General features: G+C 61.4%; 16 protein-coding genes and 1 pseudogene. 8 read left to right on the top strand and 9 right to left on the bottom strand.

Features of this window, described 5'->3' with window-relative positions; all coding sequences use genetic code 11:
* Positions 1-141: 141 nt before the first annotated feature.
* Complete coding sequence (locus PST29_RS15250) at positions 142-1,431, bottom strand: DUF5623 domain-containing protein (RefSeq protein WP_060843573.1); 1,290 nt, start codon at positions 1,429-1,431, stop codon at positions 142-144.
* A gap of 305 nt (positions 1,432-1,736) precedes the next feature.
* Between PST29_RS15250 and PST29_RS15245 the strand changes: the two genes are divergently transcribed.
* Positions 1,737-2,696, top strand: a complete 960-nt coding sequence (locus PST29_RS15245; protein ID WP_060843572.1) for a restriction endonuclease — start codon at positions 1,737-1,739, stop codon at positions 2,694-2,696.
* Between the two features lie 113 nt (positions 2,697-2,809).
* On the opposite strand, the pseudogene PST29_RS31810 reads toward PST29_RS15245, so the two are convergent.
* From PST29_RS31810 to PST29_RS15230, 4 genes and pseudogenes are all read right to left on the bottom strand, one after another.
* Positions 2,810-3,259 (bottom strand): annotated as a pseudogene (locus tag PST29_RS31810) (IS3 family transposase); the annotation flags it as partial.
* A gap of 25 nt (positions 3,260-3,284) precedes the next feature.
* Positions 3,285-3,797 (bottom strand): Imm15 family immunity protein, encoded by a 513-nt coding sequence (locus PST29_RS15240; protein ID WP_232513247.1) that lies wholly within the window; start codon positions 3,795-3,797, stop codon positions 3,285-3,287.
* A gap of 118 nt (positions 3,798-3,915) precedes the next feature.
* Complete coding sequence (locus PST29_RS15235) at positions 3,916-5,061, bottom strand: AAA family ATPase (protein WP_060843570.1); 1,146 nt, start codon at positions 5,059-5,061, stop codon at positions 3,916-3,918.
* A gap of 14 nt (positions 5,062-5,075) precedes the next feature.
* Positions 5,076-5,936 (bottom strand): RNA ligase family protein, encoded by an 861-nt coding sequence (locus tag PST29_RS15230; RefSeq protein ID WP_060843569.1) that lies wholly within the window; start codon positions 5,934-5,936, stop codon positions 5,076-5,078.
* A gap of 339 nt (positions 5,937-6,275) precedes the next feature.
* On the opposite strand from PST29_RS15230, the gene PST29_RS15225 reads away from it, so the two are divergent.
* Positions 6,276-6,935: a hypothetical protein gene (locus PST29_RS15225; RefSeq protein WP_060843568.1), complete on the top strand. Its 660-nt coding sequence runs from the start codon at positions 6,276-6,278 to the stop codon at positions 6,933-6,935.
* Positions 6,936-7,002: 67 nt separating this feature from the next.
* On the opposite strand, the gene PST29_RS15220 is transcribed toward PST29_RS15225, so the two are convergent.
* Positions 7,003-8,568, bottom strand: a complete 1,566-nt coding sequence (locus PST29_RS15220) for a carbohydrate porin (RefSeq protein WP_060839256.1) — start codon at positions 8,566-8,568, stop codon at positions 7,003-7,005.
* Between the two features lie 167 nt (positions 8,569-8,735).
* Between PST29_RS15220 and PST29_RS15215 the strand changes: the two genes are divergently transcribed.
* The 4 genes from PST29_RS15215 to PST29_RS15200 are packed head-to-tail and all read left to right on the top strand — an operon-like array spanning position 8,736 to position 13,006.
* Positions 8,736-10,010: an ABC transporter substrate-binding protein gene (locus PST29_RS15215; RefSeq protein ID WP_060843567.1), complete on the top strand. Its 1,275-nt coding sequence runs from the start codon at positions 8,736-8,738 to the stop codon at positions 10,008-10,010.
* 21 nt (positions 10,011-10,031) lie between these two features.
* Positions 10,032-10,994 carry a carbohydrate ABC transporter permease gene (locus tag PST29_RS15210; RefSeq protein ID WP_060843566.1) on the top strand — a complete coding sequence of 321 codons (963 nt, stop codon included), beginning with the start codon at positions 10,032-10,034 and terminating at the stop codon, positions 10,992-10,994.
* The gene (locus PST29_RS15205) at positions 10,991-11,833 is read left to right on the top strand and encodes a carbohydrate ABC transporter permease (RefSeq protein WP_060839253.1); all 843 of its coding nucleotides are present in this window, start codon (positions 10,991-10,993) and stop codon (positions 11,831-11,833) included. The genes PST29_RS15210 and PST29_RS15205 overlap by 4 nt, the downstream gene beginning before the upstream one ends.
* Positions 11,834-11,860: 27 nt before the next feature.
* Positions 11,861-13,006 (top strand): ABC transporter ATP-binding protein, encoded by a 1,146-nt coding sequence (locus PST29_RS15200; RefSeq protein ID WP_060843565.1) that lies wholly within the window; start codon positions 11,861-11,863, stop codon positions 13,004-13,006.
* Positions 13,007-13,217: 211 nt separating this feature from the next.
* On the opposite strand, the gene PST29_RS15195 is transcribed toward PST29_RS15200, so the two are convergent.
* Together PST29_RS15195 and PST29_RS32185 are read right to left on the bottom strand one after the other, a co-directional pair.
* On the bottom strand, positions 13,218-13,799 hold the full coding sequence (locus PST29_RS15195) for a GGDEF domain-containing protein (protein WP_232513246.1): 582 nt from the start codon (positions 13,797-13,799) through the stop codon (positions 13,218-13,220).
* A gap of 20 nt (positions 13,800-13,819) precedes the next feature.
* Positions 13,820-13,975, bottom strand: coding sequence for a hypothetical protein (locus tag PST29_RS32185; protein ID WP_162492863.1), 156 nt, complete (start codon positions 13,973-13,975; stop codon positions 13,820-13,822).
* Positions 13,976-14,209: 234 nt separating this feature from the next.
* Here PST29_RS32185 and PST29_RS15190 point away from each other — a divergent pair, with 234 nt between their 5' ends.
* Together PST29_RS15190 and PST29_RS15185 are read left to right on the top strand one after the other, a co-directional pair.
* On the top strand, positions 14,210-15,190 hold the full coding sequence (locus PST29_RS15190; protein ID WP_060839237.1) for a response regulator: 981 nt from the start codon (positions 14,210-14,212) through the stop codon (positions 15,188-15,190).
* Between the two features lie 20 nt (positions 15,191-15,210).
* The gene (locus PST29_RS15185) at positions 15,211-16,128 is read left to right on the top strand and encodes a LysR family transcriptional regulator (RefSeq protein ID WP_060839236.1); all 918 of its coding nucleotides are present in this window, start codon (positions 15,211-15,213) and stop codon (positions 16,126-16,128) included.
* On the opposite strand, the gene PST29_RS15180 is transcribed toward PST29_RS15185, so the two are convergent.
* On the bottom strand, positions 16,125-19,346 hold the full coding sequence (locus PST29_RS15180; RefSeq protein ID WP_060843564.1) for an ATP-binding protein: 3,222 nt from the start codon (positions 19,344-19,346) through the stop codon (positions 16,125-16,127). The genes PST29_RS15185 and PST29_RS15180 overlap by 4 nt on opposite strands.
* Between the last annotated feature and the right edge of the window lie 31 nt (positions 19,347-19,377).

Below are 19,377 nucleotides of genomic sequence, written 5' to 3'. Positions count from 1 at the left end.
TGCTCTCTCACTCCATTGGTAGACCGCTCCATCCATGGCTAACAGCCAGCCAATGGTGGAAACGATGCCTCAACGCCGGCCCTGAACTCTCAGAATGACCTCAAAGAAAGCCGACGCGCTACCGCACCGGCCATTGAGCTTTCAGCCAGCTGCCGCAAGGATCAACTGCCGAGCCGAGTCGAGCTTCTTGAGGTAATCCCTCAGCGGCTTCGAGTCCAGATACGTTCCCGTCAAGATTGAACGCACATGGTCAACCGCTGAGACCATAGCCTCGACACCCGAATACCTCTGTAGCCCGTCAGCACCGTAGTAGATATCGACATCGACATCGTCACGATCCTCCAACCGGTACTCGGCGAACATCCAGTTCTCAAGCTCAGACTGTATCTCCTCAAGCCTCGCGTGAGCCTCCAGTGGCATGGTTGAGGTATAGAGACGCTTGAGCGTGAGCCCAATTTCCTTGTGGTTCTCCATGCTCATCTGCTGTGCTGGGCGCCAGCGCGATGCATACCCTTCCTGCCAACTGTACTCAACAGCGTTTTTGCTGAAGCCGTATGTAGTACCTGGGCGCGGCTTGCGTTTTTTACCATCACGCTCGCGAGCGGGACTCACGAATTGGCCGTTGTAGGGCTGGGAGCTGAAGGCCCAAGAAGCGATGCCGGCACGATTTTGCTCCGCCAGCCGCTCAACGGTCGCAACTGTTCTGCGGAGCAGTTCCGAGTCTCCGGCCACAAAGTACGGTACCGCGTGGCCCGGGTAATACAACCCTTCCCATTCCGGCTTGGCCCAATGCAGGCCGCTGGAGCGCACCCATGCATCACGCGCCTGAGTTTCGCTCTTCCTCGCCACATGATCGTAGGGCTCGTCCAGCATGAGCCAATCCCCACTTCCCTCGCAGATCCACCGCGTCACGTGATCGCAATGAGGGAGTTGCTCGGCCCTTTCCATGGCTTTGCGATGAGCTTTTGTCGTGGCTGGCCGAAGCCGAGCTGCTTCCAAGAACTGCAACACCAATGCCGCGCGAGTCAGCAACTCTTTCGCCCGCGCCTGGCTGTCAGCATTACTGCGCATTTCAACGTGGTCGGAATACTCGAAGAAGAAACCCTGCAGATTCTGAGCAAACTCACACTGATACCTGCTCAGGAATTCTGCCAACGGCCTGGGCAATTTCAGTTCGAGAATTTCGAGGCCCGATGACGCCCTGACAGTTGAATCACGCCAGTAGGCAGACAGGAAGATGCTGTGCATCCGATGCACACGTTGATCGTGCTGAAGCACTTTCTGAGCGTGTTGGAAGCTTTCGAAGCCAGACAGCCTGGCAGAAGCATCCAGGGCCGCACGGTGAGGAAGGTTGTGATCGCGGCCAAGGGATTTGGCCTTACGCTTGATCCCAGGAAGGGTGGACGCGCGTACGTCGGGGGTAGTGCTCATGTTTTTTCTCCGCCCTACCGCAACGCCACCCGCCTACGCTGCATTGGGGCCTCGAAAAAAGGGGCCTTCAGCAAAAAGAAACAACAGGTAGTACCGTTTCCAGCTTTCATGACGGGTGAGATGCGCCTACCCAGCGCAACGCAAATCTAGCAAGTGAGCTTACTTAGCGCAAGCCACTCTTCTCCCCTTCAGCGGACATACTGAAGACATCCTCCGTAGGGATTTACCTCGCCATGCCCCCCCGTCATGATGATCTAAAAGGGCTACTGGCAAGCTCTCAGAGGTTACGGATAAGGGGATGTATCATGGCTGAGCAGTTTCACTACCCTCACGACATCTTAGAGCTCCTGGTGGAGGCCATTCCTCGCCTAGTCAAATCCAAGAAGGACGTCATCCTGTTTTTCGAAGGTGCAGGCGTAGATGAAGCAGACTTCCGTGACACCCGCACCACTCTCTCCAAAGCCCCTCAGTCCATAAACAAATTCGAGATTGCCCGTGACGTGCTGACCCGCTTAAACCGGCGAGGTGACAGCGGACTTGCGGCTCGGCGCGAAATCATCAAGCGAGTGACCCAGTTCGAAAGTTTTGAATCCTGCTGGGAGAACGAAAGGCTCAAAGCCAAAGGGTTGGTGGCAAGCGTCCGTGAGGCGGTCAACGCAAAAGACGCATTCACCCGGATGAGGCAGGAGCGAGATTTCGAGCGTGAACAGACTCAAGCACGCCATCGTGAGGAGCAGCAGCAGGCGGTAAAAAAACGCAACGAAATCGAGGGCATCAAGTCCCGGCTATTTGGCCTGTTTTCGATGGGTGACAGACCGCAGGAGCGTGGAAAGCTCCTTGAGAGCGTCCTCAATGATCTTTTCCGAGCCTATGGCATCCACGTCAGAGAAAACTTCGTTCGCAAGCCGCTGGATGGTGCCACCGTACTGGAACAGATCGACGGAGTGATCGAATTGGGTGGCAAGATCCATTTGGTGGAGATGAAGTGGCTGAAGGATCCTGTGGGTGTGTCGGACTTTGGGCCCCATCTTGTGAGAGTGATGGGTCGAGCAGATGCCTCAGGTATCTTCATTTCCAATAGTGAATTCACCCAACCGGCCATCACGCAATGCGCGGACTTTCTGAACCACAGAACGACGTTCCTGTGTTCACTGGAGGAGATCGTCATGCTCCTGCAGCGCCAAGGTGATCTGGTGGATTTTTTAAAGACAAAGTCTCATGCCGCAATCATCAACAAGCAGCCGTTCCTGAAGATCCTCAATTGAGCCCACTGAATGCTGCCAGAATTTCCAGAGTCCTACGACCAAAGCGCTTTACATCATGAGCCATGGAATGCTGATCTGTGAATCGCCCCGTTTTTTTTAGACACCTTACAAACTCATTGCGTAACGCTTTCAAACTCCCCCGGCGACAGCTGATTGTTGAAGCCATGCCGACGTTTTACGTTGTAGAACATCTCGATGTAGTTGCCTCGGCGACTCTTACTGGCAATCAAATCTTCGTCAATCGGAGCTGCTGTACTGGCTGCCTAGGTCGGAATGAATCATCACCTCTTGCTTAGGTTTACGCCTCCAAACCGCCATCGCCACACGATGATGACCACAATCTTCACCGACCTCGCGCAGATCGTGATGGATTTTGCGATAGCCATAAACGCCGCCGCTCTCCAGCCAGGAATGCTTGATCAAACCCAGTAATCGCTGATCGTCTTTAGCGCGTGCAGATTGCGGATCAGACAACCAAGTACGCGGCGGTCTTCAGTGACGCGCTTGAGTTCTGCTCGCAGACGACGCAGTTCAGCGAGTTGATCATCGTCTTGCTGTCGTTCTTCTAGAGGGACGAGTTCTTTGCACTCAACAAGTCCTGGGAACAGCAAAGACCCTTACAATTTCCTCAGCGCAAACGGCGTCATGAAATCTACTTTCATAAAAGTCAAAAGCAGTTTCTACCCCACAGTTGGAAAAATACCTTTTTACTTCCTGCAACTCCCATGACTCAAGACCTCCATCATTTTTTCGTATTTTTTCCAAAAATCCGACTGAGGCCGGCTTTGGATAAATAAATACATTAGGTATGAGAATGCCTTGTTCCTCCAACCCCGCAAAGTCTGTAAAGGTCACGGCAAAAAACACACTTTCACTTCTAGATACTTCTAACAATCTTAAAGTATTCAAAAGAAACACAGCGAACCCTGTCAGAAAGTTAGAAGCCCCGCTGTCGCCCAGCTCATCCTTCAAGAGCTTTAAGCGACTGTATCTTGACACAAGTGGAATTTCTTCAAAGCTTTCATAGCTCTCGAAAAATACATCCATGTCGTTGTACGGTTCTTCGCTGATTATTTTATTGTAGATATCTGTAAGCTTCATTTTTAGGAGGGACTCCATCCGTACTTGTTAAGTCATTAATTTATTTTCTTTTGCTCTGCTATAGAACTTTGAAAGCTTTTAATGAAGAACGGACTTATATTGGGAACGTAAGTGCCACTCACCCCTCCACCGCCTGATAAACCACCCGATGCGCCTCGGTCGGCAGCGGCACTTCCCACTTGAACAACATGCGGCGGATATCTTCGTTGCGCAGCGAGGTGTCGCGCTTCTGGTTGCGCCGCATGATCTCGTCCTCGGGCCGCTCCAGGTAAAGAATTTCCACCTCGGCGCCGTAGCCGTAGAGCAAGTCCAGGGTGCGGTTGCGCATCTGCGCCGACAGGTGCGTGGAGTTCCACACAAAGGGTTTGTGCTCGCGCAACAAGGCCTTGGCCCGGTCGATGGCGTAATGCGCAGCAGCACCTTCGTTCTGTCCGTGGCGCAGGCCCAGGGCCTGGCGCGCGTCGTCGAACGACACCACCGGCAGCTCCGGGTAATGTTGCGCGGTCCAGGTGTCCTTGCCGCTGGCCGGCAGGCCCGAGAGCATCACCACCGACGAGCCCTGCGGCGGGTGCAGCGGGTAGTCGGGATGTACCCGGGCGCCACGCAGGTACTGAATGCGTGTGTAGTCGTCGACAAAGGCCCGCGGCCCGTGCAGGCAGCCCTCCTCCCGCGCCAGTTCGCGCCACAGTTCGATGGCGTCCAGTACATCGGCCTTGCCGGCGTAGTCGCGACCCTGCATATCGGCCTCGGCCACGGCACAGAGCATCCACAGCGGCAGTTCCCAGGACAGTTTGTGCAACAGGAACTCAGCGCTGCGGCCGCTGCGATCACCCTGCAGGGCGAAGAACGGCACCTGGTGCACGGCGATGATGCGGCAGATCTGCTCGCGCAACTCGAACGGCACACCGGCGCGCCACAACAGCAGCCGCGCATCCACCGCGCCCCGGCGTGAATGACCGGGCTGGCCGATACGCCCGGTATCCGGGTCGATCACCGTGGTGTCGGGCTTGGCGATATCGTGCAACAGGGCGGCGAAGAACAGCACAAAGCGCTGCTCGGCGCTGGCCTGCTGGTAGGCGGGTTGGGCCAGCAAGGCTTCGACCACCAGACGGGTATGAATCCACACATCGCCCTCGGCGTGGTAGGTCGGGTCTTGCGGTGTATCGGCCAGGCGCGCCAGGGCCGGGATGGCCGCCAGGCAGGCGGCGGCATCCATATCGCGCCCCGGCTCGGGGACCAGTTGTTGCAGTTGTCGAATATCCATATCGGGATGCTCCTTCAATAGCCGTGGCGTGGGCCCTGCCAGTCCATGGACAGGCGCGGGGCATAGAGGTCGACGCCGTCGGCCAGTTGATTGGGGATGAAGGGTTGGTTGGCATGGTGCTGGTCGGCATCGATGATGGCCTGGACGAAGTCCTGGCGTACCCACTTGAGCCGGCCGAGGGTCTGCTGCTCGTCCTCGAGCTTCAGATACAGGCCTTCCATGCGGCTGGATCGGTCGCACTGGCGCCAGGCACGGACCAGGTCGAGGCCTTCGCGGCGCACCACTTGCTCGAACACCTCGCGCCAGCGCTCGGTCTTGGCCAGCGAATCGCCCACCAGCGCCATCAGCTCGGCATGCCGGCGCGGCGCCGGGCCTTCGTACAGCACCGGTACCGACAGCACCGGCCCTCCTTCGAGCAGGCACCGGCGCGCCGCGGTGGAGAGGAACAGCCCTGTGGCGCGGTCCCACACATCGAACTCGCAGAAATAATGTGGCAAGCGGTCGTAGAACACCGAGTGCTTCTTGTGCAGCCATTCGCCATACAGCACGAAGCGATCTTCCAGGCGCTCCAGCAACCAGTGTTCGTGAGCCACGGCCCACTGCTTGAACAGATTGAACTGGCGCTCGCGCCCACCGCCGGTGAGGTAGTGACCGCGAGATTGCAGGCGCAACTCGCCGCTTGCGCTAAAGCTGATGCCGGCGTTGGCGCCATCGAGTTTTTCTTCCACCACCAGCCACTGCCCGGCTAGAGCGGCATAGCGCACCTGGCCAGTGTCAGTGTCGCCATCTTGCAGGCGCGAGCCTTGCAGATGGGGCGTGCGGGGGTATTTGAGCAGTTCCAGGTTGTGCGCGGTGGCACGAATATCCATGTGCATGGGTTTGTCCTCGAAGACAGAGAAAAACCAACGACATGATCAGGCAGGCATGGCAATGAAGCGCCGCCGCGCATAGGCACGGGCAGCCATCAGGCAGGATGGACCGTCGTCGGTATCAGGCGTGTTGGCTGGCGTAGGGCACTGGCTTCACCACTTGGAGAAAAGGTTGCAGAGGCTTTAGGGCGCGCATTCAACAGCAGATAGCGGCATCAGGTCAAGTCCCGAAAGGACAAAACCCCCGCGGCCCTGTTTGCGCGCAACACCCGAGCTTTTGTCATGAAAAAAACCGCCTGGTGCTCATAGGGTGCAGCCAGTCATAACCTCGATAAGGAATCGATCATGAAACTTTCAAGCGTGCTGATGGCTGGCGTCATTGGTCTGGCCCTTGCACCTTTGGCCCAGGCCTCGTCCACATCGGACAGCGAAGAAAAAGCCCAGTTACGCAAACTCTTCTGCGAGTCGAAGGGCGGCGCCGATATCACGGCGCTGGGTGAGTTGAACAAGTCCGACGACGTCGGCGCCGTGGTGGTGTGCAAGCTTCCGCCGTCGCCCACCACCGTGGTGGAAAACCAGGCGGCATCGAGCCTTGCCGCCCTGCCATTGACGCCCGTCACGGCAACGCTTGCGCCACCGTCCGGAGTCTACAAGCTCGCCCCGGGCGCCAGCAGCGTCAACACGTCCTGCTCGGCCAACCTGGCCATCGCCAAATGGGCGGGCTTTCCCAATACCAGCAACGGCAACGCCACCTTGAACTGTCGCGGATACAACGCCGGCGCAGCAGGCGGCACGCTGGGGTGCAAGATCGAATGGACCGGGCCGACCCAGGTCGCCATCGGGGTCACCCCTTACGGCGGCCAGGTGGCGGTGAACTTCAATTGCCAGGCCCTGTACTTCGGCTCCGTCGGCACGGTGATGGATTTCAGCTACGCCGATCCGACTTATCCGCGCATCCGCTACGGCTCGGTCCAGGCCACCAGCAGCATGACCATCACCCAGTAAGGCCGTGCCGGCTCGGCTGAGCTCCGATCCAGCGCCGGCAAGGCATGTTTGCCGGCGCGTTCAACTATCAAAACCAGGTTTCCATCTGTATGCCGTACTGCCATACACCTCCGGCGTTGAAGTCCGACTTGCCGAAGGCGTCCGAGGAGCTGTATCTGTCCAGATCGGACGACCAACTCATGTAGCTTGCGAACACTCGCAATTCGGGACGTGTGAGTAGGTCTCCCACGTCGAGTTTGAAGGTCGGGGCGACCGTGAATTTCCAGAAATTGCCGTCAACCGCATTACGTTGGAGATAGCCCTTGGGGTCGAGGCTCATGGTTTGCCAGCTCATTTCGTAGGCCATCTCGAAGTTGCTATTGATTGTGTTGGCCAAGCGCACGTTCAGGGTCAGCCAGCGGTAGTCGTCGCCCTTGACGTATCTGTCGGTGCTCTGTTCGGCCAGCACGCTGGGCCCGATGCGCCAGTCGGGTGCTATGGGGGTCTCGCCGTAAAGGGCAAGGCGCAGCGCTCGGGCCTCGTCGATCAATTCGCCATCCGAGCCGACGTTCTTGACCTCCGCGCCCAGGCCTTGCCCATAGAGCAGCGCCGTTTTGAGGAAGCCTTCTCTGCCGAAGAAGTTCTTCTGGTGATTGGCCAGCATGCTGTGCAGGCCGGAATCCGCGGGGGTCAAACCGGCTTTATTGGTGCGGGTAGCGAAATCGTTTTTCTTCGCGCCGATGCCATTGAACATCCACTGCCACTGGCCATCCTCGAAGAACTGGTTGGACGTCAGGATGTAGCTCGCCACATCGGCGTTAAGGCCTGCTTGGCTGAAGTCCCCATAGCTACGCCCAATCAAGGAGTAATTCGAGCGCCAGTTCTTGTTCATCTGCACATCGTAGATTCCACCGCCGGTACCGGCCAGGTAGATGACGTCCGAGTCCAGCCAGTGAATATCGAAGTTGTCCCGATCAAATCGCTTGCCTGCCCACAGGGTGGCGTTCTCGAACACGGAATTGCCCTTGAACGCAGCGATATGGTCGAGCGCGGTGAATACCTGGCGCACGTTCAGTTTGCTTTCGTCGGCGGTCCAGTCATTGGAGCTTTCCACACCGTCGGCGATGGAAACGGTGAATTTGGAACGGGTGCCATTCTGCGCATAGATTTCTTTCGACAGGTCTATCCGCATGTAGGTGTCGTCCTCGTTACCGAGTCGCCCCACTGCCCCACCCACCGAGCCGGCCGGCGTCGTATAGGGTCCGCCACGGCCACCGCCCAGCCCCTCGTCGATCAGCAGTCCGGAACGGGCATAGCCGTTGAAGCTGAAGCCATTGCTGAGGTTCGAAGTGCTGGCCTGTTTTTCCATGCTTTCCTGGCGGGCTTCGAGTTTGGCCAGTCGGGTGTCCACCACGGGATTGCTTGCCTGGGATGCGGTGGACGCAGCGGGCTGCGAGGCGGAGGTGGCGAGTTTGATCTGCTGCAACTCCCTGGCGAGTGCCTGGGTTTGCTGTTCGGCTGCCGCCGCGCGTTTTTCCGCGGCGCTGGCACGGGCCTCGAACGCGGCCATGCGCTCTTCCAGAGTCGCGGCCTGAGAGGCCGCCGCCGAGGTGCTGAGCACGCCTGCCAGTAGCCATCTTGATGCTTTCTGCATGTGGATTTCCCTGTTTTATTTTTATTGTCGTGTTCCTGGGACAGGCCGCTTTTTTCGCGAGTGGTGAACTGTCCAAACCCACAAAAAAAGATGCCTTATCGAAAATACGCTGTTACATTTGCCGTGTTAACGTTAACTTCTCTAAAAACAAAAATAAAGAGGCCTACATGAAACAGCTCAAATCCCTCCTTCCAGCAGCGTTACTCACCCTCTGTGCCGGCCTTCCATCCGTCTCCAGCGCAGCCGATCTGACGATCTCCTGCGGCGCGGTGGGGGCCGAGTTGCAACTTTGCAAAGAGGCCGTCGAGGCGTGGTCGAAACAGACCGGCAACCACGTCGAGGTGGTTTCCACGCCCAACTCGGCGACCGAGCGGTTGTCGTTCTACCAACAGATCCTCAGTGCACAGTCCACCGACATCGACATCATCCAAATCGACATGGTGTGGCCGGGGATGCTGGCCAAACACCTGCTGGATCTGCGCGAGGTGCTTCCTGCCAACGCGACCCAGGGCTACTTCCAGGCACAGGTCGATAACGCCACGGTCAACGGACGGCTGGTGACGATGCCGTGGTTCACCGACTCGGGGCTGCTGTATTACCGCAAGGACTTGCTCGAGAAGTACAACAAGCCGGTGCCCCAGACGTGGGAGGAAATGACCGCGACCGCCAGGGAGGTTCAACAGGCCGAACGCAGCGCCGGTCATCCCAATCTGTGGGGTTACATATTTCAGGGTCGCGCCTACGAGGGGCTGACCTGCAATGCGCTGGAGTGGATCAGCAGCCAAGCGCAAGGCGGCCTGGTCAATCCACAAGGCGACATCGTCGTTAACAGTCCAGCCTCAAGAGCGGCCCTGAACCTGGCAAAAAGCTGGGTCGGAGACATCTCCCCGCGTGGCGTGCTCAATTACACCGAGGAAGAAGGGCGTGGCGTATTCCAGTCGGGAAATGCACTGTTCATGCGCAACTGGCCTTACGTCTGGGCCCTGGTGCAGAGCCAGGACAGTGCGGTGAAAGACCAGGTTGGCGTCGCTGCCCTGCCCCGCGGCGGCGAGACCGGCAACCATGCATCCACCCTCGGCGGGTGGGGCCTGGCGGTATCGCGTTACAGCGCCCATCCGCAACTGGCCGCGGAGCTGGTGAGCTACCTGACCAGCGCCCAGCAACAAAAGCATCGTGCCCTGATCGGCGCCTATAACCCGGTTATCGAGTCCCTGTATCAGGACCCCGAGCTGCTCGCGGCCATGCCTTACTACGCCCAGCTGCACAGCATTCTCAACGATGGGGTCATGCGCCCCGCCGCAATAACCGCCGATCGCTATCCACGGGTCTCCAATGCGTTCTTCGACCGAGTGCATGGCGTGCTGGCGGGCGAGTTACCTGTCGATCAGGCGCTGGCCGAACTGGAAAGCGAACTCACGCGCATCAAACGCCGGAACTGGTAAGCCCCAAGGAAGGAAATCACCATGTCTGTCTCTACTGTCCATGCCTCCTGTGACGAGCGCCTGCTCACCCGGGAAACGCCCATGCAGCGTCGCCGAGTACGCGCCGCATGGCTGTTTCTGACGCCCATGCTGCTGTGCCTGGCCCTGGTGGCCGCCTGGCCGCTACTGCGCACATTCTGGTTCAGCCTGACCGACGCCAGCCTCGCGGACACCCGTGGCGGCGCCTTTGTCGGCATGAGCAATTATCTGTTCCACGACGGTTCCCACTGGTCGGGGATCCTGGTCGATCCACAATGGTGGAACGCCGTGCACAACACGCTGTATTTCACCCTGGTGTCGGTGGGCCTGGAAGTCGTCCTGGGGCTGTTGCTGGCGTTGCTGCTGAACATCCAGTTCACCGGTCGCTCCCTGGTGCGTGCGCTGATTCTGATTCCGTGGGCGATTCCCACCATTGTCTCGGCGAAGATCTGGTCGTGGATGCTCAATGACCAGTTCGGCATCATCAACCACATGATGCTGAGCGTCGGCCTGATTGACGCGCCTCTGGCCTGGACGGCAGACGCGGGTCTGTCGATGTGGGCGGTGATCATCGTCGACGTCTGGAAGACCTTGCCCTTTGTCACGCTGCTGATGCTGGCTGCCTTGCAGATGTTGCCGAGCGATTGCTACGAAGCCGCCAGGGTCGATGGCATTCATCCGCTGAAAGTGTTCTGGCGCGTCACGCTGCCGCTGTTGATGCCGGCATTGCTGGTGGCCACGATCTTCCGCCTCCTCGACTCCCTGCGGGTCTTCGACGTCATCTATGTGCTGACCTCGAATTCGTCCAGCACCATGAGCATGTCGGTCTATGCCCGCCAACACCTGGTGGAGTTCCAGGATGTCGGCTATGGCAGCGCAGCCTCGACCCTGCTGTTCCTGGTCGTTGCGCTGATCGCCATGCTTTATCTCTACCTCGGACGCCGTCAAATGGAGGTTCGAGCATGAGCCCGCGCCTCCTCAAGAAAGCCCTGTGGCGCTGTGGATTCTGGTGCCTGATCGGGATTGTGCTGCTGTATGCGGTCTTCCCTTTCTATTACGCCATCGTGACGTCGCTCAAGCCGTCCAGCGCCCTGTTCGACGTTAGCTACTGGATCGGCACTGCCGACTTCTCCAATTACGCGACGGTACTCCACCAAGCCTCATTCCTGCGGGCGATCGGCAACTCCCTGCTGGTCGCACTGTGCGTGGTGACGCTGGCGCTGTTCCTCAGTGTGACGGCCGCCTATGCCTTGGGAAGGGTGAAGTTCCGGGGGCGTGGCACGGTCTTGATGATGGTGCTCGGCGTGTCGATGTTTCCCCAGGTCGCGGTGCTGTCGGGGCTGTTCGAAGTGATCCGCGCTCTGGGCCTGTACAACACCTCTTGGGCGCTGATCCTGAGCTACAGCATTTTCACCCTGCCCTTCACGGTCTGGGTGCTGACCACCTTCATGGGGCAACTGCCTCATGAACTGGAAGAAGCGGCAATCATGGATGGCGCTTCACCCTGGGTCACGCTGACCCGCGTGCTGTTGCCGCTGCTCTGGCCTGCCCTGGTCACCACTGGCTTGTTGGCCTTCATCGCCGCGTGGAACGAGTTCCTGTTTGCCCTGACCTTCACCCTCACCGACACGCAACGCACGGTGCCGGTCGCCATCGCCCTGATTTCCGGCGGGAGTCCCCATGAGCTGCCTTGGGGGCTGTTGATGGCGGCATCGGTGCTGGTCACCGTGCCCCTGGTGATCCTGGTGCTGATCTTCCAGCGCCGAATCGTTTCCGGTCTCACCGCCGGCGCCTTAAAGGGTTGATGCCCAACAACTACAAGGAACAGCATCGTGATCAAACTGAAGCTAGATAAGGTGAACAAACAATTGGGCGGCGCGCGGATTCTTCGCGACGTCAGCCTGGAGATCGCTGCGGGTGAGTTCGTGGTGTTCGTTGGCCCTTCGGGCTGCGGAAAGTCGACCCTGCTGCGACTGATCGCAGGACTGGATTCGATCTGCGCCGGCGACCTGTTGATTGATGGACGACGGGTCAATGACCTGGAGCCGCGCGAGCGCGGCGTCGGCATGGTGTTTCAGTCCTATGCGCTGTACCCGCACATGAGCGTCTACGACAACATCGGTTTCGGTCTCAAGCTGGCCAAGACGGATAAAAGCAGCCTGCGCGAGCGGGTGCTGAAAACGGCGCAAATCCTGCAGTTGGACAAACTGCTGCAACGCAAGCCAAAGGAACTCTCCGGAGGGCAGCGTCAGCGTGTGGCCATGGGCAGGGCCATGGCGCGGGAGCCGGACATCTTGTTGTTCGATGAGCCGCTGTCAAACCTGGACGCGTCCTTGCGGGTGCAGATGCGCAACGAAATCGCCCGGCTGCACGCTCGACTCAGCTCAACCATCATCTACGTCACCCACGATCAGGTGGAGGCCATGACCCTGGCCGACAAGATTGTCGTGCTCAATGGCGGTCACGTGGAGCAGGTCGGCTCGCCTCGCGAACTCTACGAACGCCCGGCCAGCCGCTTCGTCGGCGGTTTTCTCGGCTCGCCCAGAATGAACTTTCTGGCGGCGCGCCTGCACGCTCCCGGCGAAACCAGCCGGGTGGAGACCTCGGTGCTGGGCATGACCGCCCTGCCCTTCGACAGCTCGAACCTGACGGCCGGCACGCCCCTGAGCTTGGGGGTTCGCCCGGAGCACATGTCGCTCAAGGCCGCGCAAGGAACCGGCGGCCTTGTCGTGGCCGGGGTCGAGTACCTGGGGAGCGAAACCTACGCGCACCTCGAAACCGATCAGGACGAGCCGCTGGTCTGTCGCTGCGAGGTCAACGCCGGATGGCAGGCAGGTGATCGAGTCGAGCTGCAGCTGGAAATCGACAACCTGCATCTGTTCGATGCCGACGGCACGGCCTTGAAGCGGCACCCGCAGGCCATTGAGAACCTGCCGAATGACCGCTCTCGACGCTCTGCCCAAGCACGCGCCCTATGACCTGGCGACCCGATGCCTGCTTCTCCGGACCTTGCGCGGCGCACTGAGTGACGGCCTCATCCAGGCTCATCCACCCGGCGATCATATTGCTCCACCAGCAGGCTGATCGCCTTGCACTGCAGCGACCCTGGTCGTCAAGCCACCCTGCTTTAGGTTGCCGGGGCGCTGCGGCCTCTGGTGCCTGATCCTGGTCGCCCGGGCTGCCGAGCGTCTAGCGGTCGGCCGCCTGGACTTGGTCCCGGCCCATTGCTTTTGCACGGTACATCGCGGTATCGGCACGCCGAATGAAGGAGTCGAACGACTCTGACGCAATCCATGTGGCAACGCCGAAGCTGCAAGTCACCCGGCCACTATCCTCAAAGGGCTGGGTGTTTATCAGCGCCCGAAGCTTTTCTGCCAGCAGCCTTGTATGGTCCAGCTCGCTATCCGGGCAGATCAACGCAAACTCCTCTCCGCCTGTTCTGCACAGCAGATCGGTTTGCCGTGTTGCCGAACCTATTCGGGCGCACAACGCCTGCAGAACCTTATCGCCACATTGATGGCCCCAGCGGTCGTTGATGTGCTTGAAGTGATCAACGTCAAACATGATCAGCGACAGCGGGCGGTGTTGCACGTTCGCCTCGACGAGCAGGCGCGCCATCAACTCTTCGAAGTATCGGCGGTTATAAACTCCGGTCAGGTGATCGGTGATGTTCAGCACGCGCAGGTCTTGCGTGCGTTCATCCACCAGCGACAGGGCGCGGGCGCGCTGGGTAATCAGCAAGTACACCATCAAGGTCAACAGCAGCGACAACCCTGTTCCGAACACGACAATCAGGCTGACTCCAGTTGAAAGGCAACGCTGACGGTACGCTGCTCTGCCCCGACAAACAGGATCAACACCAATAGCGTGATGGCCACCCCAGCCAGGCACACCAGGGCGCAAAGGGTCACGTCCGATGCTTTGAGCACATTCCCACGAGTAGACATTCGTTTGTGTTCCTTGCTCATCGCCAAAAACAGCATGCCGTGACCTGAAGTACTGTCGAAGTATCGGCATGCTTGTCGTGATCTTTATCAATCTGGCGTGAGAGCAAGGGGCTTACACCTGGAATAAGGCCCCGGGCCGGCCGCGGCCGCGGCCGTGACCTTGCCGGCGGCGCGCTAGGCCTGGATCGGCCAAATACGCTAGACTGCCGGCCTCTTTTTTCCAGGCCCCTCGTCATGCCCGCAGAGCATGCTCCCAAGCCCTATACCCTCCTGGCGATCGACGACGATCCGCAATCGTTGATCCTGCTGTCCAATGCCTTGACCAGTGAATACGAGGTGCTGCTGGCCAAGGACAGCCAGCGCGGCCTGGCCCTGGCGCGCAGTGCCAGCCCCGACCTGATCATCCTCGATATCCTGATGCCCGAAATGGACGGTTTCCAGGTGCTCAGCGAGCTCAAGAGCCACCCGGCGACCGCCGCCATCCCGGTGATTTTCCTGACCTCGCGCAGCAGTGTCGAAGACGAGCGCCTGGGCCTGCTACTGGGGGCCGCCGACTACATTGCCAAGCCGATTTCGCCGCCGGTGGTGCTGGCCCGGGTCGCCACGCAACTGGGATACCGCAACAAGCCCCTGCATGGCCCGCAAGCGGGCAGCGGCCCCTCGGCCGGCACCGACATGCGCGACGGGTTCATCGGCGCGCTGGCCCTGCAACTGGCCGACAACCGGCAGATCCACCTTGAGGCGCTGCTTGAGACCCTGGCGATCGTGCTGGACAGCAGTGTGACCCAGAGCGACCCCGCGGCCTTTCGCAGTGCCGCCTGCCTGGCGCTGATGGGCCTCAACCCGCCCGGCAGCGCGATCGATCAGGCCCTGGTGCGCAGCCGCTTGCTGATCGAGGAGATTCTCGCCCAAGCCGAGCCCGAGGACCCGATCCTCAACCTGGCCTGGCAACTCACCCACGCCGATGCACTGCTGCGCGGCTCCGCCAGCCAGGACAGCACGGAGCCGCTGCCCCTGGCGGCCCGGCTGTTCGCCCTGGCGCTGGACTACCACCTGAGCCTGCTCCAGGCCAGTGCCGAAGCCCTCCCCGCGCGGCACGCCCGGGCCATGGCGCGGATGCTCCGGCAACCGGGGTTCGAGCCGTGCATCGCCGGTGATCCGCAAGCGCTTTCGGCGGCCTTGCTGAATGCGGCACAGACCTTTCATGCCCCTTGAACGGACTGTGACCCTCGCCCATGCCTAACTTCGCAGACCTGGAGCTGTTCATTCTGATTGCCGAGCTGGAGGGCCTGTCCCCCGCCGCTCGCGTCCTGTCGATCACTCCGGCGGCCGCCAGCCTGGGGCTCAAGCGCCTGGAGAACCGACTCGGCGTGCGCCTGTTCACCCGCTCGACCCGGACCATGAAGCTCACCCCCGAAGGCGCCCGCTACCTGGAAAGCGCCCAGCACGCCCTGAAGATTCTCGCCGCCGGCAAGCGCTCCCTGAGCCACGACGACGGCATGCTGGAACTCACGGTGTCCTCCGACCTGGGGCGCAACCTGCTGCTGGAGATGCTGGCCCGGCTCAAGCAGGAGCGGCCGCAGATGTACATCAAGCTGGCGCTGAGCGACAAGGAAGAAGACCTGCTCAAGGGCCGTTTCGACGCCGCATTGCGCTACGGCAAGAGCCTGGCGCTGGACCTGGTGGAATTGCCGGTGCTCAAGCAGCACTCGTTCATCGCCTGCGCCGCGCCCGCCTACCTGGCGGAACATGGCGCGCCCACCTCGCCGCAACAGCTGAGCGAACACGAATGCATCATCTGCCACAGCATCGGCCGGCCGGAAAGTCGTTGGCGCTTCCATGCCCACGGCAGCGTCGAGGACGTCCCGGTGCAGGGACACTTCTGCTGTGATGACGGCGACGTGGCGCGGCGCTGGGCGCTGGCCGGCCAGGGCGTGGTCAACCTGCCGCTGCTCAATGTGGTCGAAGACCTGCTCGCCGGTCGCCTGCGCCCGCTGTTGCCCGGCTGGCAGTCCGATGCCGCGCCGCTGAGCCTGGTGGTTTCGCACCGCTCGCACATCACCGCGTCGCTGCGCGCCTTGCATCAGTGCCTGGTCGAGCACTGCAGCGACCGCATGGCCCGCTATCAGGCCCTGACCCGGGACGCGGGCTAGGCCCGGGTAGCGCGCCAGTCCAGCAGCAGGTCATGGGCCTGCTGGAACTCCAGCCGGTAGATCTGCTCCTGAATCGCCTGCAAGCCGCTGCCCGGGTGCTGCGCGCACAGCGCATCGATCAGCGCCAGGGCCTGGGCATTGTGCTCGCGCAGCACGCTGGCCAGCCGCTCCACCTGCAGAAGTTGCTCGGCGCTCAGCGCCTGATGGGGCGGTGCCGGCTGACCGTCGGAAACGGGCGGCAGCTCCTGCAGGTCGGCCAGTAGCGGTGCCAGGCACTGCGCCAGGTGCTCGATCGGCGGTCGAAGGTCGGCCCGTGCCGCGCACTGCTCCTCCAGTTGCCGGGCGGCGTGCCTGACCGCCGTAGCGCCGATGCTGCCGGCCGACCCTTGCAGGCTGTGGGCCAAAAAGCCGATGGCTTGCCAGTCCCCGGCCGCCTCGGCAAGCCGCAGGCGTTCGATGATCGACTGCTGGCTGTGGCGAAAACCGGCCAGCAGCTTGTGCTGCAGCGCCAGGTCCTGGTTCACCAGCGCCAGTCCCAGCACCGGGTCGACGCCTCGATAGACCCGCCCCGGGCCGTTGTCGGGCAGACGGGCCGGGGGTGGCGCCGGCGGCAGGTCCAGCTGCCTGATCCAGCGCACCAGCGTGCGATAGAGTTCGTCGACGTCCAGCGGCTTGCTCAGCAGGTCGTTCATTCCCGCCGCCAGCGCCCTGCCCTGCACATCGGCCGGACTGCAGGCGGTCACGGCAATGATCGGCAGCGCCTGCCAGTGCGGACAATCGCGGATCTGCTGCGCAGTGCCGAAGCCGTCCATGACCGGCATCTGGCAGTCCATCAGCACCGCGTCGAAGTGCGGCGCGGCGCGCAACAGGCGCAAGGCTTCGGCGCCGTTGGCTGCCAGCACCGCCTGCACCCCCACCTGCCGCAGCAGGCCCTGCAACACATCCCGGTTCAACGGGTTGTCCTCCACCACCAGCACCCGGCTGCCCGCCAGCAGCCGGGCATGTTCACTGACCGGGCGCGCTCCCGGTGCGCGGCTGGGCGCGCCATTGCTACCGGCCAGCGGTGCCTGGGGCAACTGCAACTGCACGGTGAAGTGGAACGCCGCGCCCTGCCCCAGCTGGCTCTTGACCTCGATATCGCCCTGCATCATCTGCACGATTTTCTTCGCGATGTTCAGCCCCAGGCCGCTGCCGCCGTAGCGTCGGCTGATGGAGCGGTCAGCCTGGACAAAGGCATTGAACAGCCGGGCCTGCTGCTCGTCGCTCAATCCCACCCCGGTGTCGGTGACGCTCAGGCGCAGCAGCACCCGGTCGTCCCACTGGCGCATCAGGCACACGCCGATACAGACCTGGCCTGCCTCGGTGAACTTGATCGCGTTGTCCACCAGGTTGGTCAGCACCTGGGCCAGGCGCAGCGGGTCACCAAGGTAATGGCTGGGCAGCGCCGGGGGGATCTCCAGCAGCAAGCGCAGGCCCTTGTCCGCGGCGCGCTGGCGCACCAGCAGCAGCACGTCATCCACCAGTTCCCGCAGGTTGAAGCCGACTTGCTCCAGGCTCAGCTTGCCGGCTTCGATCTTCGACAGGTCGAGCACGCCGTTGATGGTGCCCACCAGCTTTTTGGCCGCCCGGTCGATCTTCTCCAGGTAGTCCCGGGGCTGGCGTTCCAGGGGCAGGTCCAGGGCCAGATGGGCCATGCCGATGATGGCGTTCAGCGGGGTGCGGATCTCGTGGGACATGCAGTCGAGAAACTCCGACTTGGCCTGGGTCGCCAGCTCGGCGTCGCGGCGGGACTGCTGGATCTGGGTTTCCACGGCCTTGCGCTCGCTGATGTCGTGCAGCACCCCGGTGACCCGCGCCGGGGCACCGTGGGCGTCACGCTGCATGATCTTGCCGATGTCCAGCACCCACAGCCATTGGCCGTTCTTGTGGCGCATGCGGTATTCGGCGCGGTACTCGCCGACTTCATCGTTGAGGTGGGCCTGGAGCCGGGCCATGACCGGCCCATAGTCGTCCGGATGCACCAGGCACACCCAGCGCTCCAGGCCATGGCCGAAGGTCTGCTGCATTTCCTGCTTGCTGTAGCCGAGAATCTGCAGCCACACATCGTTATTGATCACCGTCCCCTGGCTGATGTTCCAGTCCCACAGCCCCAGCGCGCCGCTTTGCAGGGCCATGTCCAGGCGCTGTTCGCTCTCTTCGATCTGCGCCACGTCGCGCTTGTGCCGCCGGGCATCGGCCAGCCGCCGCAGGCCGCCCCAAAGCAACAGCAGGAACACCAGGGTGCTCAAGGCTTCGAGCAGCAGCACCTGTTCCACCGGCAACAGCGCATCCAGGTCGCCCAGGGAGATCAGGCTCCAGGGGCCGCTGGGGTCGTTCCAGTCGAACTCCACCCGGGACAGGCCGTAGCGCCGGCCGTCCAGCGTGACCACGCGCTGCCGGGCATCGAAGGGCAAGCGTTCGGGCACGCCGTTGGCAAACGGATAGTCGCTGAACTGGCGGCGGATCTCGCCGGTGAAGCAGTTCCACGGCCAGGCCCGGTCGGACTTGAGCACCAGGGCCGGGGCGCTGGCGGCCAGCACCACGCCGCTGGGCGAGAGGATCATCTTCAGGTCGTCGCTGTGGGGCTTGCCCAGGCTGTCATCGAGCATCTCGCCGTCAAAGCGCGCCACCAGCACGCCGATCACCTGGTCCTGTCGGGTGCGCGACTCGAAGATCGGCACCGCCATGTAGAACATGCGGGTGCCGGTGGTCACGCTGATTGCCCCGTAGACACTGGTGCCGCCCTTGAGGGCCACCTTGAAGTAGGGCCGGAAGGCCACGTTCTGCCCCAGCGGCAGGCGCCCCTGATGATCATGGGCCGCCACCACCACCCCGTCCCGGTTGAGCACGAACGCGTGGTTGGCCCCCACCACCATGGACAGGGTCTTGAGGGGAATGCTGGCCCGCTCCATCAGCTCGGCCGAGGGCCGGGGCTCCAGCACCACCCGCTTCAGCGCCGGGTTGTGACGGCCCAGGATCGACAGCGCGCCAATGGCAAAACCGCTGGATTTCCATTGCTCCAGGTCCTGGGCGCGCTCCCTTGTCTGCAACTGCAGGCTGGCCTGGTAGACGTCCTCGACCTGCAGCCGGTAGTAGTTGCCCAGCGCCACTGCCGCAGCCACCGCGAGCACCACGCCCAGGGCGTAGCAGCACCGTCGGTGACCGTCGAAGAACTCCAATAACCTGTACAACCGCTTGCCCCTTTGACTG

It is taken from the genome of Pseudomonas sp. St29, assembly GCF_001547915.1.
In the GTDB taxonomy this organism is placed as follows: Bacteria; Pseudomonadota; Gammaproteobacteria; order Pseudomonadales; family Pseudomonadaceae; genus Aquipseudomonas.
Note: the sequence above shows the minus strand (reverse complement) of the source record. Positions and strands in the feature narration are given on the sequence as shown.

Bases quoted from the DNA above. Each gene is read 5' to 3' on its own strand.
- PST29_RS15230 (WP_060843569.1), bottom strand. From the start codon at position 5,936: ATGCACATGGATATTCGTGCCACCGCGCACAACCTGGAACTGCTCAAA.
- PST29_RS15220 (WP_060839256.1), bottom strand. From the start codon at position 8,568: ATGCAGAAAGCATCAAGATGGCTACTGGCAGGCGTGCTCAGCACCTCG.
- PST29_RS15250 (WP_060843573.1), bottom strand. From the start codon at position 1,431: ATGAGCACTACCCCCGACGTACGCGCGTCCACCCTTCCTGGGATCAAG.
- PST29_RS15245 (WP_060843572.1), top strand. From the start codon at position 1,737: ATGGCTGAGCAGTTTCACTACCCTCACGACATCTTAGAGCTCCTGGTG.
- PST29_RS15185 (WP_060839236.1), top strand. From the start codon at position 15,211: ATGCCTAACTTCGCAGACCTGGAGCTGTTCATTCTGATTGCCGAGCTG.
- PST29_RS15205 (WP_060839253.1), top strand. From the start codon at position 10,991: ATGAGCCCGCGCCTCCTCAAGAAAGCCCTGTGGCGCTGTGGATTCTGG.
- PST29_RS15235 (WP_060843570.1), bottom strand. From the start codon at position 5,061: ATGGATATTCGACAACTGCAACAACTGGTCCCCGAGCCGGGGCGCGAT.
- PST29_RS15190 (WP_060839237.1), top strand. From the start codon at position 14,210: ATGCCCGCAGAGCATGCTCCCAAGCCCTATACCCTCCTGGCGATCGAC.
- PST29_RS32185 (WP_162492863.1), bottom strand. From the start codon at position 13,975: ATGTCTACTCGTGGGAATGTGCTCAAAGCATCGGACGTGACCCTTTGC.
- PST29_RS15215 (WP_060843567.1), top strand. From the start codon at position 8,736: ATGAAACAGCTCAAATCCCTCCTTCCAGCAGCGTTACTCACCCTCTGT.
- PST29_RS15240 (WP_232513247.1), bottom strand. From the start codon at position 3,797: ATGAAGCTTACAGATATCTACAATAAAATAATCAGCGAAGAACCGTAC.
- PST29_RS15225 (WP_060843568.1), top strand. From the start codon at position 6,276: ATGAAACTTTCAAGCGTGCTGATGGCTGGCGTCATTGGTCTGGCCCTT.
- PST29_RS15210 (WP_060843566.1), top strand. From the start codon at position 10,032: ATGTCTGTCTCTACTGTCCATGCCTCCTGTGACGAGCGCCTGCTCACC.